At 65.3% G+C, this 14679-nt stretch carries 12 protein-coding genes; 9 read left to right on the top strand and 3 right to left on the bottom strand.

Going from position 1 to position 14679, the window contains the following annotated elements; all coding sequences use genetic code 11:
- Genes QCD75_RS13735 through pknB form a run of 5 tightly spaced genes read left to right on the top strand, consistent with a single transcriptional unit; the run spans nt 1 to nt 8340 of the window.
- The gene (locus QCD75_RS13735; RefSeq protein ID WP_301229489.1) at nt 1-1686 is read left to right on the top strand and encodes a PP2C family protein-serine/threonine phosphatase; all 1686 of its coding nucleotides are present in this window, start codon (nt 1-3) and stop codon (nt 1684-1686) included.
- Nucleotides 1683-3134, top strand: a complete 1452-nt coding sequence (locus QCD75_RS13730; RefSeq protein ID WP_301229487.1) for an FtsW/RodA/SpoVE family cell cycle protein — start codon at nt 1683-1685, stop codon at nt 3132-3134. The genes QCD75_RS13735 and QCD75_RS13730 overlap by 4 nt, the downstream gene beginning before the upstream one ends.
- Nucleotides 3131-4588, top strand: coding sequence for a peptidoglycan D,D-transpeptidase FtsI family protein (locus tag QCD75_RS13725; protein ID WP_301229485.1), 1458 nt, complete (start codon nt 3131-3133; stop codon nt 4586-4588). The genes QCD75_RS13730 and QCD75_RS13725 overlap by 4 nt, the downstream gene beginning before the upstream one ends.
- Nucleotides 4585-6393, top strand: coding sequence for a protein kinase domain-containing protein (locus tag QCD75_RS13720; protein WP_301229483.1), 1809 nt, complete (start codon nt 4585-4587; stop codon nt 6391-6393). The genes QCD75_RS13725 and QCD75_RS13720 overlap by 4 nt, the downstream gene beginning before the upstream one ends.
- Before the next feature lie 6 nt (nt 6394-6399).
- Nucleotides 6400-8340: a Stk1 family PASTA domain-containing Ser/Thr kinase gene (gene pknB / locus QCD75_RS13715; RefSeq protein WP_301229481.1), complete on the top strand. Its 1941-nt coding sequence runs from the start codon at nt 6400-6402 to the stop codon at nt 8338-8340.
- A gap of 27 nt (nt 8341-8367) precedes the next feature.
- On the opposite strand, the gene QCD75_RS13710 is transcribed toward pknB, so the two are convergent.
- Complete coding sequence (locus QCD75_RS13710; RefSeq protein ID WP_301229479.1) at nt 8368-9009, bottom strand: anthranilate synthase component II; 642 nt, start codon at nt 9007-9009, stop codon at nt 8368-8370.
- A 222-nt stretch (nt 9010-9231) separates the two neighbouring features.
- Between QCD75_RS13710 and QCD75_RS13705 the strand changes: the two genes are divergently transcribed.
- Both QCD75_RS13705 and QCD75_RS13700 read left to right on the top strand, forming a co-directional pair.
- The gene (locus QCD75_RS13705; RefSeq protein WP_226758718.1) at nt 9232-9486 is read left to right on the top strand and encodes a cell division protein CrgA; all 255 of its coding nucleotides are present in this window, start codon (nt 9232-9234) and stop codon (nt 9484-9486) included.
- Between the two features lie 120 nt (nt 9487-9606).
- Entirely contained in the window at nt 9607-10212 is a 606-nt protein-coding gene (locus QCD75_RS13700) for a DNA-3-methyladenine glycosylase I (protein WP_301229477.1), read from the top strand.
- Nucleotides 10213-11082: 870 nt separating this feature from the next.
- Here the strand turns inward: QCD75_RS13700 and QCD75_RS13695 are convergent.
- Entirely contained in the window at nt 11083-11964 is an 882-nt protein-coding gene (locus QCD75_RS13695) for a rhomboid family intramembrane serine protease (RefSeq protein WP_301229475.1), read from the bottom strand.
- A 9-nt stretch (nt 11965-11973) separates the two neighbouring features.
- A complete protein-coding gene (locus QCD75_RS13690) occupies nt 11974-12519 on the bottom strand; it encodes a peptidylprolyl isomerase (RefSeq protein ID WP_301229473.1) in 546 nt (181 codons plus the stop codon).
- 155 nt (nt 12520-12674) lie between these two features.
- On the opposite strand from QCD75_RS13690, the gene QCD75_RS13685 reads away from it, so the two are divergent.
- Together QCD75_RS13685 and QCD75_RS13680 are read left to right on the top strand one after the other, a co-directional pair.
- Nucleotides 12675-13646, top strand: a complete 972-nt coding sequence (locus tag QCD75_RS13685; protein WP_301229471.1) for a hypothetical protein — start codon at nt 12675-12677, stop codon at nt 13644-13646.
- A gap of 153 nt (nt 13647-13799) precedes the next feature.
- Nucleotides 13800-14675 carry a glycosyltransferase gene (locus QCD75_RS13680; RefSeq protein ID WP_301229469.1) on the top strand — a complete coding sequence of 292 codons (876 nt, stop codon included), beginning with the start codon at nt 13800-13802 and terminating at the stop codon, nt 14673-14675.
- The last annotated feature ends 4 nt before the right edge of the window (nt 14676-14679 follow it).

Genomic DNA, 14679 nt, shown 5'->3' with positions numbered 1-14679 from the left:
GTGGCTGTCCCGGATCGCCCCGAGGGGGCCGAAGGCAAAACACCTGCACCGTTGCGGCCGCTCATCATGCGCTACGCCGCGCGGTCCGACGTGGGCCGTGTGCGGGCGAAGAACGACGACTCCGCGTATGTTGGCCGCCACCTCGCCGTCGTCGCCGATGGCATGGGCGGACACGCCGGCGGCGATGTCGCCTCTGCCGCCACCGTGCTGGACATGATCCATCTCGACAAGGATGACTACGACGGCGACGCCGGCACCGTTCTGGCCGACGAGATCCAGACGGCCAACTCACTGCTCTCGGAGCTTGTCCATATGAATCCCAAGCTGGCCGGTATGGGCACCACCGTCACAGCCCTCCTGCTGGCCGAAGGCAAACTGCACTTCGCCCACATTGGCGACTCCCGCGCCTACCGGCTCCGGAACGGCGAATTCGAGCAGGTCAGCGTGGACCACACCTTCGTGCAGCGCCTCATCGACGAAGGCCGGCTCCGCCCCGAAGAGGCGGAAACCCACCCGCACAAGAATGTCCTCATGCGCGTCCTCGGTGACGTCGACGCCAGCCCGGAACTGGACCTGGCAACGCTTGACGTTGAACCGGGGGAACGCTGGCTGCTCTGTTCCGACGGCCTGAATTATGTGGCCGGCCATGTTGTGGAACGCACCGTCCGGGAGACCCCGAACCTGCGCGAATGCGCGGAATTGCTGGTCGACCTCACCCTCGAGGCAGGGGCTCCGGACAACGTCACCGTTGTGATGCTGGAAATCGCCGAACAGACGAGCGACGACGTACGGACTGCCGCCGTTGAGATTGTTCCGGCCGCGTCACCATCCATCGTGACCGCCACTGCGTCCGAAAGCCCGGTCCTGCTGCCCGGAAGCATCGTTGGTGCAGCACCGACTCCCAAAACGACGCCGAAGACCGACGGCCCCGGCGCGGCGGACGTCCCGCCGGAGGACAGTGCCGCCGAAAAGGAAGAGCCTGCGACCTCGACCGATCCGCACCTTGGCGAGCACCTTTCCGCCGAGGTGCTCCGCGAGGACCTGGCCGGTCGCCCCCACGAGCTCGTGGGCGCAGCCGCCACTGCCGCTGAGACCGGTTCCATCCCCACCATTGCGGGGCGCACCCTGGCCCGCCGCGCGGCGACCGTTCTTACCCACAAGTCTGAACAGGCGAGGGAAGAAGCCGACGACGACAAGGCCGCCCGCCCGCCGCGCCGCTGGCTGACTGTCGCCATCGCTGCGGCCATCGTGGCACTTCTCGCCCTGGGTCTGTGGCTGGGCTACGCCTGGACCCAGACCCGGTACTACATCGGAGAACAGGACCAGCACGTCGCCATCTTCAACGGGGTCTCACAGCGCCTGGGACCCATTCAGCTTTCCACCCTCGAAACGGTGACCGATATCCGGATGTCAGATCTCCCCGAATTCTCCCAGCAGCGGGTACGCCAGACCGTGCCGGCCCGGGACCTCTATGACGCCCAGCGGATCGTCAAAAACCTGGAACGCACCGGTACCACGGCCCCCGCGGACGAATGCATCACACCGTCCCCCACCCCGGCAACCCCGGGCACTTCAGCGAGTCCGGGTGCAACGGCAGTCCCCGGCGAAACCGCCGGTCCCGGCGCAGCCGTGACCGGGGCACCGACGCCGGCGGCGACGGCTCCCGTCTGCGAGGTCGGCAAATGACACCCATCGATCCCACGCCCAAACCGCGGCGGAACATTGAGCTCGTACTGCTGGTGCTGGCCCTCGCCGTCGGCATCGGCGCCCAGGCCCTCGTCGGCGTGGACCAACAGAAGGCTTTCGACACCGATTTCTGGTTCCAGTCGAGCCTGCTTGCCGCGGCCGCCCTCGCCTTCCACATCGTGCTCCGTATCCGGGCAAAATATGCCGATCCAGTAATGCTTCCACTGGTGGTGGCCCTCAACGGACTCGGCCTCGCCATGATCCACCGGCTGGACCGGGTCGGGGAAGACACTGGCAACAACCAACTTCGCTGGACCCTCGTGGCCATGGGGGTCTCCATCGCCGTGATCTGGTTCCTCAAAGACCACCGCATCCTCCGCCGCTTCACCTACATCTCCTTGGCAGTAAGTGCGATGCTGCTGATTCTGCCGCTGGTTCCCGGCATCTCGGCCGGTGAGATCCTGGGCGCCAAGGTCTGGATCAAGGTGGGACCGATGACCTTCCAGCCCGGCGAAATCGCCAAGATCACCCTTGCTATATTCTTTGCCGGGTATCTTTCGTCCAACCGGGACCTCATCCTGCTTGCCGGCCGAAAGGTCGGGCCCATCCAATTCCCGCGTTTCAAGGACATGGGCCCCATGATCGCCGCTTGGCTTGTCAGCATCGGCGTGCTGATCTTCCAGCGGGACCTGGGTTCCTCGATCCTGTTCTTCGGTCTCTTCCTCGTCATGATCTACGTCGCCACGAGCCGTATCAGCTGGGTGATTATCGGCGTGGCCCTCATGGCCGCAGGCAGCTTCGTAGCGTCCCGCGCCTTCTCCCACGTAGCCCTGCGGATCGACGGCTGGGTCAACGCCTTCACCCCCGAGGTCTACGGACGGGAATTCGGCGGCAGCCTGCAGATCGTCGAAGGCCTCTTCGGCATGGCCAACGGTGGCCTGGTGGGCACCGGCTTCGGCCAGGGCCGCCCCAATCTGGTCCCCTTCGCCAACAGCGACATGATCATTGCCTCATTCGGTGAGGAACTGGGGCTGATTGGCCTCTTCGCGATCGTTCTGATGTACCTGCTGCTCTTCACCCGCGGCTTCCGGGCGGCGCTCGGCACCCGGGACGCGTTCGGAAAGCTACTTGCCACCGGGCTCTCCTTCGCCATTGCGCTGCAGTGCTTCGTCGTCATCGGCGGCGTTACCAGGCTCATTCCGCTTACCGGGCTCACCACCCCGTTCCTGGCCGCGGGCGGCTCCTCGCTGCTGGCCAACTGGATCATCGTCGGACTCCTGCTCATGATCTCGCACACGGCACGCGGCCCGGTGGACACAACACCGCTGGCCCCCGGCGACGAACCCGACCCACAGAAAGTAACTCCTGCCATGCCCTCGAAGCCGGCCGCCGCGCCGGGCACCGGACGGAACAGTCCGGACGCCCCCACCGAGGCGGTGAAGCTGTGAACCAAGCCATTCGCAACGCCTGGATCGCCGCTATCGCCATGTTCGTGCTGATCTTCGGGGCCCTCAGTTACGTCCAGGTGATCGGCGCAGACGAGCTGGAGGCAAATGCGTGGAACAAACGCACCCTTCTGCAGAACTACTGCAACGACCGCGGCGCGATCATCGTCGGCGGCACCCCGGTGGCCGAGTCCGTGGCTGCGGATGAAAGCTGCGCGTTTCAGCGCACCTACACCCAGCCGGAGCCCTACGCCGGGATCACCGGCTATTTCTCCCGGAGCTACGGGGTGACCGGTCTGGAGAAAACCATGAACAAGGAACTCGCGGGCAACTCGGACCAGCAGTTCCTGGACCGTGTCGGCCAGCTCTTCCTGGGCAACCAGCCCAAAGGCGCATCCGTGGAGCTCACGCTCGATCCGAAGATCCAGAAACTCGCGTACGACCTCATCCCGGATGGCCGGCGCGGATCGATCGTGGTGACCAATCCGAAGACCGGCGCCATCATTGCCATGGTGTCCAAACCGTCCTACGACCCCAATCTGATCGCCACCCAGGATCCGGCGGCCGAAGCGGCCAACTTCGCCGAGCTGAACAAGGTCCCGGGGATCAACCTGAACCAGAACGTCAGCGGACCCACCGGCGCGCTGCTGGCCCCCGGCTCGGTCTTTAAGCTCATTGACACGGCCGCTGCCCTCAACTCGGGCAAGTACAACAAGGACAGCATTCTGCCCAACCCGGCCGAAATGTCCTTCCCCGGCATCCAGTACAAGCTGCCCAACTACGCCGGCGGCAACTGCTATACCCGCGACACGGCGACTTTTGCCTTTGCCCTGCAGCAGTCCTGCAACACCCCGTTCGCCAGCATCGCCCTGGATCTGGGACAGAAGGCCATCGCCGACCAGGCCGGGAAATTCGGTTTCGGGCAGGACTTTGGCGACCAGCTGAAGCTGGACTCCGCCCCGAGTTTCTTCCCGAGCGAGCCGCTGGATGACGCCAGCCTGGCGCAGTCGTCAATTGGCCAGCGGGACGTCCGGGCCACCCCGCTCCAGATTAACCAGATGACCGCCGCGATCGCCAACGGCGGAGTGCAGATGCAACCGAACCTGATCAAGGCCGTACGCTCCCCGGACCTGCGGCCGATCAGTGAGCCGAAACCCCAGGTGCTGCAGACCTCCACGACGCCGGAGATCGCCCGGCAGATCAACGAGTGGATGGTCAGTGTGGTCAGCGACGGCATCGCCCGCGGGGCGGCCGTACCCGGTGTCAAAGTGGCCGGCAAGACCGGGACCGCGGAGCTTGGCAACGGCCTGAACAACTCATGGTTTACCGGGTTTGCCCCGGCGAATGACCCGCAGGTGGCTGTCACTATCGTCATGGAAAGCGTAGACATCACCACCGGCGCACAGCTAACCAGTCCGAACGCGAAGAAGATTTTTGAGGCGGTGTTGAATAAGTGAGGCCTTCATCAGGAACCACCCTCGGCGGCAGGTTCCAGCTGACCACACGTATTGCGATCGGCGGTATGGGGGAAGTCTGGAAAGCCAAAGACCTGATCCTTGGCCGTATCGTCGCTATCAAGGTGCTCAAGGAGGAGTACACCGGCGATCCCGGGTTCCTCCAGCGCTTCCGCGCCGAGGCCCGCCATACTGCGCTGCTGAACCACGTGGGCATCGCCAACGTCTTTGACTATGGCGAGGAAGAAGGCTCCGCCTACCTCGTCATGGAGTTGGTCCCCGGCCAGCCATTGAGCAGCATCATCGAACACGAACAGGTGCTCTCCCCGGACCGCACGCTGTCCATGATCGCCCAGACGGCGCGGGCCCTCTCGGTCGCCCATGCCCAGGGCCTGGTCCACCGGGACATCAAGCCGGGCAACCTGCTGATCACCCCGGATGGCCGCGTCAAGGTGACCGACTTCGGCATCGCCCGGCTGGCGGACCAGGTGCCGCTCACCCAGACCGGACAGGTGATGGGGACTGCACAGTACCTGGCTCCGGAACAGGCCACCGGCCAGTTGGCTACCGGCGCTTCGGACATCTATGCCCTCGGCGTGATCGGCTACGAGTGCCTCACCGGGCACCGCCCGTTCTCGGGCGAATCCCAGATTGCCATCGCGCTGGCCCAGGTCAACGACGCCCCGCCGCCGCTGCCGGAAACCCTGCCGAAGCCGGTCCGGGCCCTCCTGATGTCCATGCTGGCCAAGGACCCCAAGAACCGGCCGGCCGACGCCCTCAAACTCTCCGAGGCCGCGGAAGCCATCCGCAACGGCGACATCGCCGCAGCGCACGCCGCCGTTCCGGGCATGCTCCTCTTCGAGGCAGCAACCGGACCCATCACGGCACCGGTGGACATCCCCACCGCCGCGACCGGTGTCATCGGTGCGGCAGACCGTTCGACGTCGGCCACCTCGGCGTTGCCGGTCGTCGGTGGAGCCGGTGCGGGTGCCGCTGCAGGACTGGCCGCTGGGGCAGCGGCCGCCAGCGCGTACGGCGCCCGCAACACGCTCTCACGCGCCGACGCCCTCGCGGCGGAACGCAATTGGGTCCAGGAGGACGACGACTACGACGACGAGCCGGTCAACCAGCCCGAACGCCGCGGCCGCAGTCCCTGGACCTGGCCGCTGATTGCCCTGATCCTGCTGGTGCTGTTCGCCCTGGTGGGGGTCATGCTGACCCAGGCCGGAATTCTGTTCCCGCAGGCACCCGCAACCAGCGCCGCCACCACCAGCGCGGCACCGACCACCACCAGCGCCTCCCCGACCACCACGAGCCCCAGCCCCACCAGCAGCTCCGCGACACCCACCCAGTCCACGCCGGCTGCCATCAACCTGATTCCGGAAAGCTATCTCGGCCGCCCTTTCAACCAGGTCCGCAGCGAACTGATTGGTCTGGGGCTTGTCGTCACGGGCGTCGAGGTGTTTGACGACTCCACCCCCGGAACGGTGGTCCAAATCGACCCCGCCGGACGGGTCCAGCCCGGCACAACCATCAAGGTGTCGTACTCTAAGGGCCCCGAAGCCGTTACGGTGCCCACGCTGGCGTCCGGTGCCAGCGAAACCGCTGTCCAGCAGGCCATCGAGAGTGCCGGCCTCCGCTGGGCCAAGGGCGATCCTGTCAGCCCCACCGTCAAGAAGGAACAGCCCGGCACCTTCGTCAGCTCCGAGCCTGCCTCCGGCAGCAAGGTGCCCGCCGGTTCGCTCGTGACCTACCACCTGGCCAAGGCCGCGGCCGCGCAGTCAACCCCGAGCCCAACGGGAACGTAGGCCACCATGCCCAATTCACCCCGCACCCCATCGCACCGGGAGGACCGCGGCCCCGTGAACACGCAGCGCGTCCTCAGTGGACGCTATGAGCTGGGTGAGCTGATCGGCCGCGGCGGCATGGCCGACGTCTTCCGCGGCGTCGACACCCGGCTGGGACGCACCGTCGCCGTCAAACTTCTGCGCCCGGACCTGGCCCGGGACCCCCAGTTCCAGGCCAGGTTCAAGCGCGAGGCGCAGGCGGTGGCCGCCCTGAACCACCCCTCGATCGTTGCCATCTATGACACCGGTGACCACGCGGTCCCCGGCGACCACGAGGACACCGTCCGGGTGCCGTACATCGTGATGGAGTTCGTGTCCGGCAGGACAATCCGGGATCTGATCCGGGCCAGGGAAGTCAGCATCGACCAGGCGATCGATTTCACCCTCGGGGTGCTCGCTGCCCTGGACTACAGCCACAAGGCCGGGATCGTGCACCGCGACATCAAACCGGCCAATGTGATGTTCTGCCCGGAGAACAACAGCGTAAAAGTCATGGACTTCGGGATTGCCCGCGCCATGGCCGACTCGGCAGCAACCATGACCCAGACCCAGGCCGTGGTGGGCACCGCCCAGTACCTCTCACCGGAGCAGGCCCGCGGCGAGACGGTGGATGCCCGCAGCGACCTCTACTCCGCCGGTTGCCTCCTGTATGAGATGCTGACCGGCCGCCCGCCTTTCATCGGTGACAGCCCCGTGTCCGTCGCCTACCAGCATGTGCGTGAGATCCCCGGACTGGCCAGCAGCTTGAACCCTGAGGTCTCCGAGGCCTTGGACAGCGTGCTGATGAAGGCACTCCAGAAGAACCGTGCGGACCGCTTCCAGGATGCGGCAGCCTTCCGCCGCGCCCTTCAGGCCGCACGCAGCGGCGTGGGCGTCGCCGCGCCAGCTGCGAGCGAAGCTCCAACTGACCCCCACAACACGATCCCGACGCCGGACAGTGCAGCGACCGCCGTTTTCCCAGTGACCGGCGCGAAATTCCTCGACGAGACCCCCACAGGCAGGCTGCGGCCGGCGCCGGAGGCCTCGGCCGATGATGAGAACGCCCTGATGGCACAAGGGGTTGCCTATGGAGCCGAAGACACCGGCAGCCTGCCACTGCTTCTGCCGCCCGAACGCGAGCACACCGCGCGGCAGCAGTCGCGACGCCGGACATGGATCTCGGCCCTGGTGATAGTCACCGTCCTGGTGCTGGCGGGAGGCGGCCTGTGGCTTTACAACATGATGAACCAGGCGCCGCCGCCCGTAGCCAAGGTCCTGGTGCCGTCGGTGACGTCGCTGACCGAGACCGAGGCCCTCCAGAAGCTCTACAACGCAGGGCTTAAGCCCCAGCTCAGCCGGATGCAGCACGAGACGATCGCCAAGGGCATCGCCGTCGGCACCGTCCCCACGACGGGGGCCGCACTGGAACCCAATTCGGCTATCACGCTCAACATCTCCGAAGGCCCCAGCGTCATCACCATCCCCGCGGACCTTCCCGGGCGGACGGAGGCCGCCGCCCGCGATGTCCTGCGCCAGAAGGGCCTCGCCGGAGCACCAGGCACCACCATGGCCAACAGTCCGACGGTCCCGGCCGGCATTGTGATCACAACCAACCCTGCGCCTGGCCAGAACGTGGCCGCAGGCAGCACGGTGGAAATCATTGTCTCCACCGGCAAGGTGGCCGTTCCCCAGCTCATTGGGCTTCCGCAGGCCGAGGCTGAGGCTGCCCTGAAGGCTGTTGGCCTCGGCATGAACGCCACGGAAGTCGAAAACTCCCAGGTGGAGCCGGGAAAGGTCACCGGTCAGGCCGACGCCGCCGAGGCCCTGGTGGAACAGGGCAAGACGGTCACTGTCACTGTGGCCAAGGCTCCGCCGCCACCGAGCCCCAGCGCCACGCCGACCCCGACGCCCACCAAGAGCTCGAAGTAAGTCGAAACTGGCCGGGCGGGCTTTCGGCTAGTGCTTGATGAGGGGGCTGAGCCCGGCCGCGCGCTGGGCCGCTCCGGCCATGCCGAGGGATTCGAGCCAGTTCCCGAGCATCTGGTAGCCGCCTTCGGTCAGGACGGACTCCGGGTGGAACTGCACCCCGCAGAGGGGTGCAGTTCGGTGCTGCAGCCCCATCACCACACCGGTGCCCGTCTCGGCGGTGATTTCCAGGATGTCCGGGATGCTCTCCCGGACGGCAGCGAGGGAGTGGTAGCGGGTCGCCGTGAAGGGCGACGGCAGCCCGTCGAACACACTGCCGCCGTGGTGCTCCACAAGGGACGTCTTGCCGTGCATCAGCTCGGGCGCGTGGGTGACGGTTCCCCCGTAGGCCTCGGCAAGTGCCTGGTGGCCCAGGCAGACGCCCAGCATCGGTTTGTTGTGGCTGCCGCACCACTTGATCAACTCAATGCAGACCCCCGCGCCCGCGGGGTTTCCGGGGCCGGGCGAGATGAGGACGCCGTCGCGCGCTTCCGCCAGGTCAATAGCCTCGGCCAGGGTGACGTCGTCGTTGCGGACGACGGTGGTCTCTGCGCCCAGTTCCTGGAGGTACCCCACCAGGGTGTACACAAAGCTGTCGTAGTTGTCGACGACGAGGATCTTGGTTGTGCTCATGGGTGCCTTGCTGAACCAATCGTTGAATCAGTGAACTGGTGGATTGTGCCATCCAGGAAAGCCGGACGTTCGCGGCGGACGCCCCGGCGGCCTGAACAACCGCTAGAATTGGCTCCGAACAAGAACTCAAACGTGACCAGGAGCGCGTTGACCGCCGGTGTATTCCTTCTTGCAGGATATCAAGCCAGGTCCCGCTCCTGTTCCAGCCGCCTAGGAGGACCCGTGCCCGAGTCAAAGCGCCGCAAAAGGACCATTCCCGCCACGACGCAGACTTCCACCGCGCACGCGCACAAGCCGAACCCGGTCTGGTTCAAGCCGGTGATGTTCGGCCTGATGATCATCGGCCTCCTCTGGATCATCACCTTCTACATCAGCCAGGGCGCCTTCCCCGTCGCCGCCTGGGGATCCGCGAACATCATCGCCGGCTTCGGCATCGCCATCATCGGCTTCCTGATGACCACCCGCTGGCGTTCCTGAACCCTGCTGCAACTGACGGAAGACCGGTACACCGCGTGTGCCGGTCTTCCGCGTTAACGCCGGGGCCCCGTAGCGGTCGATAATGCTGGAACGAAGAATAGGGCGAGCGAAGGAATCACAATGGCCCCGGCAGTATCCGGCTCGGTCCTCGGCGACGACGGCCTCGCCCGGCCCCCGTGGGCGGCCGTGGACCCGTTGCTGCGCGCTTACTACGACACAGAGTGGGGGCTCCCGGTGCGGGACGAGCAGGGCCTGTTCGAGCGCATCAGCCTCGAGGCGTTCCAGGCCGGGCTGTCCTGGGCCACGATCCTCCGGAAGAGGCCGGCATTCCGGACCGCCTTCCACGACTTCCATCCCGAGACCGTCGCCGCTTTCACTGAAACGGACGTGGAGCGTCTGCTCCTCGATACCGGAATCGTCCGCAACCGGCTCAAGATCCGGGCCGCCATCACCAACGCCCAGGCCACCATTGCTTTGAGGGACGACGGCGGACTGGCGGACTTCGTGTGGTCCTTCCAGCCGGAGTCCACGCCGGAGCCGGTCTCCCATGCGGACATCCCAACCACCTCGGCAGAGTCGGTCGCCCTGTCCAAGGCGCTGCGGAAGCGGGGTTTCGCATTCGTTGGGCCCACCACGATGTACGCCCTGATGGAAGCGATCGGCATGATCGACACCCATCTCCTGGACAGCCACCGCCGGGGCAGCTCAGGCGTCTGGCCCCGCTGACGCAGCAGAGCTGTGCACAACGCCGGCCAAAGTTATCCACAATCTTGATAACTTTTTAGCGGCTCTGGCCGCCCGCGCGGCCTTCCCGCCCGTGCTGGCCCCAGGAAGCCCTTCCGTCGAACGTTAACCGGAGCCTTTCGGGCCCGTGAGTTATTAACAGTGTGGATTCCCTGTGGATAACTTCACGGGGGCCGGGGACGCTCCGGGCTTGGAAGCCGTGGCCCGCGATGTCAGCGTCGCCTCAGGCCAGCGTGAGGCCCGAGGAAAGTTATCCACTTAACAACAACTCAGTACCCACAACTTATCCACAGTTGGGGATAACCCGGCCAGGCGAGGGGATTCCGGCGGCTTCTGGCGCCGCACGGCGCCAATTCCACCCGGGATACTTGGAGCGACAAGTTATTAACATTGTGAATAACCCTGTTGAAATCTGATTTGTGCTGGGAGTGACCCGGTGGGGACAGGGCAGCGTCGCTGCCCACCCTCGCCTGTTACCCACTCGAGGCCGGCCTGCGGTGCTTCTCCCGGGCGGCGTTGTCCACTTAACCACAGACCGGCCCACAGGAGTTATCCACAATTGTGGAGATCGGGAAGTGCCGCGGAACAAAATCGCCCGGTGTGGCCCTCAGATCCGCAACGCCCGCACGAACTACAGTCGTGTAAGTTACCAACAGTGTGGATAACCCCTGTGGACAACCCCCGGGAGGGCGGTGGATCCTGACCTGCCAGGGCCGCGGCGAGGGCCGCGGGAGGCGGCCGCACCCGCCAAAAAAAGCGCGTCCGTCAGGACACGCTGTGGAAAATTACGACACGCTGTGGGAAACCCTCAGGGAGGCAAACGGCAGGACTGAGTGGGAAGGGGCAGAGCGGTCAGGCGCCGGCGACTCGTAGGGCTGAGACGGCGACAAGCAGGGCAAGTACCACTAACAGGCCGCAGGCCTGCATCAGCCCCTGTCGCGGACCGCGGGGCGTGTACACAATAACGGCCGCACACATGGCACCCGTGACTGCACCACCAAGGTGCGCCTGCCAGGCAATCGAGGGAACCACAAAGCCGATGACGCCGTTGATGATGATCAATACCCAGAGTTGCCTGGTGTCGCCGCCGCGGCGGCGCTGGACCACCAGCATGGCGCCGAAGAGGCCAAAAATGGCACCGGAAGCGCCCACGACGCCGGTAAGGGGCTGGCCCGGAACATACCCCGGCGTCAGCAGAAGGAAGCCTACCGATCCGCCGAAGGCGGACAACAAATAGACCGCCAGGAAGCGGATGCGGCCCAGGAGCGGCTCGAGTGCCTGGCCAAACACCCACAGCATGTACATGTTGAGCACAATGTGGAGGATGAAGCCCTGGGAGTGGAGAAAGGCCGACGTCACCATCCGCCACGGTTCGAACACCCCGTATTCCGGGGAGGCATAGACGGTGGCGAATGCCAGGTTCTGATAGATCAAGTCGCCGGGGACCAGCCACTGGAGCGCAAAGACCGCGGCGCAGAGCCCAATGATGAAGTAGGTGACCAGCGGTTTGCCGGTGGCCACGGCGCCGCCGTAGACGGTCCTGACCTCCGGCGTCGTGCGTTTGGTTTCGTTGACACAGTCAACGCACTGGAATCCGACGGCGGCCGCCCGCTGGCAGTCGGGGCACGCAGGGCGCCCGCAGCGCTGGCAGCGCACATACGCGGGCCGGTCCGGATGCCGGGGGCACACCGGAATCTGCGCGGACGGCTCTGCCGCCGGAATTCCGTAGCTCATGCGCTGGGCTTAGAGCTTTTCGATATCAATGCTGTTGATGGTGACGTCCTCCACCGGGCGGTCGCCCATCCCGGTGCGGACACCCTCGATGGCGTCAACGACCTTCTTGGAGTCCTCGTCTGCCACCTCGCCGAAGATGCTGTGCTTGCCCTGCAGCCAGCCGGTGGGGATGGTGGTGATAAAGAACTGCGAGCCGTTGGTGCCGCGGCCCATCTGGATCCCGGCGTTCGCCATGGCCAGCTTGTAGGGCTCGTTGAAGGTCAGCTCCGGGTGGATTTCATCATCGAACTTGTAGCCCGGTCCGCCGACACCGCGGCCCAGGGGGTCGCCCGCCTGGATCATGAAGTCCTTGATGATGCGGTGGAAGATGGTGCCGTCATACAGCGGCGTCCCCGTCTTGTCCTCGCCGGACTCCGGGTGGGTCCAGGCCTTCTCACCGGTGGCCAGTCCGACGAAATTCTCGACGGTCTTGGGGGCGTGGTTGCCGAAGAGGTTGACGACAATGTCGCCCATGCTCGTGTGGATGGTTGCTTTTGCAGTTGCGATGGCAGTCATAGGCCCTATTCTTCCATGAGAGGCCACTACACACCGGGCCGGTCCGCCAGTTCCGCGCTGGGTGAAATCCGGCCCAAATCGGCCTGAAGAATAGCCGGTGAGGTCTGGGCCACGTAGGCTAACTGCAGAACCGTCACATTAATCGGGAGGTAGTTGTGAAGAAAACGGATCGTATTGCCCGGGAGCTGGAGCAGTCCGTCAGCACCGGAGTAGAAACCGCCAAGGAATGGGCTACCCCGCGGGTTGAAGCAGCAGTCAACTGGGCTGTGCCGCGCCTGCAGCAGGGCCTGGATACCGCTTCTCCCAAGATCCAGGAAGGTCTCAAGTCGGCGGCCTACAACCTCGCCGACGGTGTTGCTACGGTGACCCCGCGCATCCAGGACAGCCTGGCCCATTTGGCACCGAAGATCCACGACGCCGTTGAGGGCGCGACCCCGCGCCTGCATGAGGCCCTGGATAAGGCGACGCCGGTCATCGCCAACGCGCGCGACCGGGTTGTCGTCGACTATCTGCCGAAGCTCTCGGACCAGATCGGCCAGGCCTCCGAAGCTGTGCACCGGACCCTCGAAAGCGCTCCGGCCCATGTGGATGCGGTCGCCCAGAAGCTCGGCGACGTGGGGATCATCCACACCGTCCAGGAGCAGGCGAAGACGGCCGGAAGCCGCGCCAAGGTCGCTGCGAGCCACGCCAGCAGGGCCGTCAGCGGCAAGCCGCAGAAGCCCAGGCACCGCGGATGGCTGGTCTTCGGCATCATTGCCGCAGCCGTGGCCGCCGGTGTTGCCGCTTGGAAGGCTTCCCAGCCGGTCGAAGATCCGTGGAAGACACCGGCCCCGGTGACGCCCGCCCCCGTGCCGGCCACTACGGTCAACGAGGTAAAGGATTCCGTCAAGGAAGCCGCTGACAAGGCCGGCGAAGCAACGGTCGCAGCTGCGGACACGGCAGCGGACGCTTCGGCTGATGTTGCCGAATCCGCCGACGACGCCGCGGACAAGGCAAAGCACGCCGCAGAGGACGCTGTCGAGGACATCAAGGACGCTTCGGCCAAGGTTGCCACCGATGCCAAGACTGCGGTCCGGAACATCGCCGCCAGCCGCAACAACGGCGCAGACAAGAACACCGGCCTCTAAAACGGCTGGCGGGCTGCCCGATAGCCGCCGCTGAGGGAGGGATTCCGCCATCGGCGGGATTCCTCCCTTTTTCGCACGATGTTTACCAGTTCGTAGCCGGGGCAAAGCCCGGCTGCGGGCCGGAAAAATGTCACGGGTGCTAAATTTAGGGGAATGTCACCCGAAAAATCCTCTGAGGATGCCTTACACGATGCTGTGCACACGCCAGCTGTGTCCATTGTCATCCCGGCCTTCAACGAGGAAAGCGTCATCCGGCAGTGCCTCATTGCAGCCGTGTACCAGTCCGTGCCGGCCCACGAGATCGTCGTGGTGGACAACATGTCGAAAGACCGCACAGCCGATATCGTCCGGCAGATGCAGTCGGAATATCCGGAGAGCCCGATCATCCTGCTCAGCCAGGACCGGCACCAGGGTCTGATCCCCACCCGCAACTTCGGCCTGGACCATGCCACCGGGGACATCCTCGGGCGGATCGACGCCGATTCCGTGCTGGAGCCCGACTGGGTCGAAGAAGTGCAGAAGGCCTTCCACGACCAGTCCGTGCACGCCGCGACCGGTCCGGTGGTCTACTACGATATGCCGATGCGGCGCTTCGGCCTGAAGGCCGACGACAAAATGCGGCAGCTGATGCTCAAGCTCGCCAAGCACCAATACCACTTCCTCTTTGGCTCCAATATGGCCCTCCGCCGCTCAGCTTGGGAAATCATCCGGACCGAGACGTGCCGGGACGAAAAGGACGAGATGCACGAGGACATCGACCTGTCCCTGCACCTGGCCGACCACGAACTCCGGATCCAGTACTGGCCGCAGATGGTCTCCGGAATGTCCGCACGCCGCCTTGAAGACTCTCCGCGCGACTACCGCTACTACGTGACGCGCTTCGACCGCACGTACAAGGCGCACAACGTTAAGAAGATGGCGCTCAAGGCCCCAATGGTCGTCTTCTTCTCCGTCTACTTCCCGGCCAAGCTGTTGCGCGCGATCCACACGGTCAATACGGCCCAGCCCGCCCGCCGCGGCGGCCAGTAGCACT

Origin of the sequence: Arthrobacter sp. PsM3, assembly GCF_030433895.1 — a bacterium.
In the GTDB taxonomy this organism is placed as follows: Bacteria; Actinomycetota; Actinomycetes; order Actinomycetales; family Micrococcaceae; genus Arthrobacter.
The sequence above is the reverse complement of the archived record's forward strand: the minus strand, read 5'-3'. Positions and strand labels throughout refer to the sequence as shown.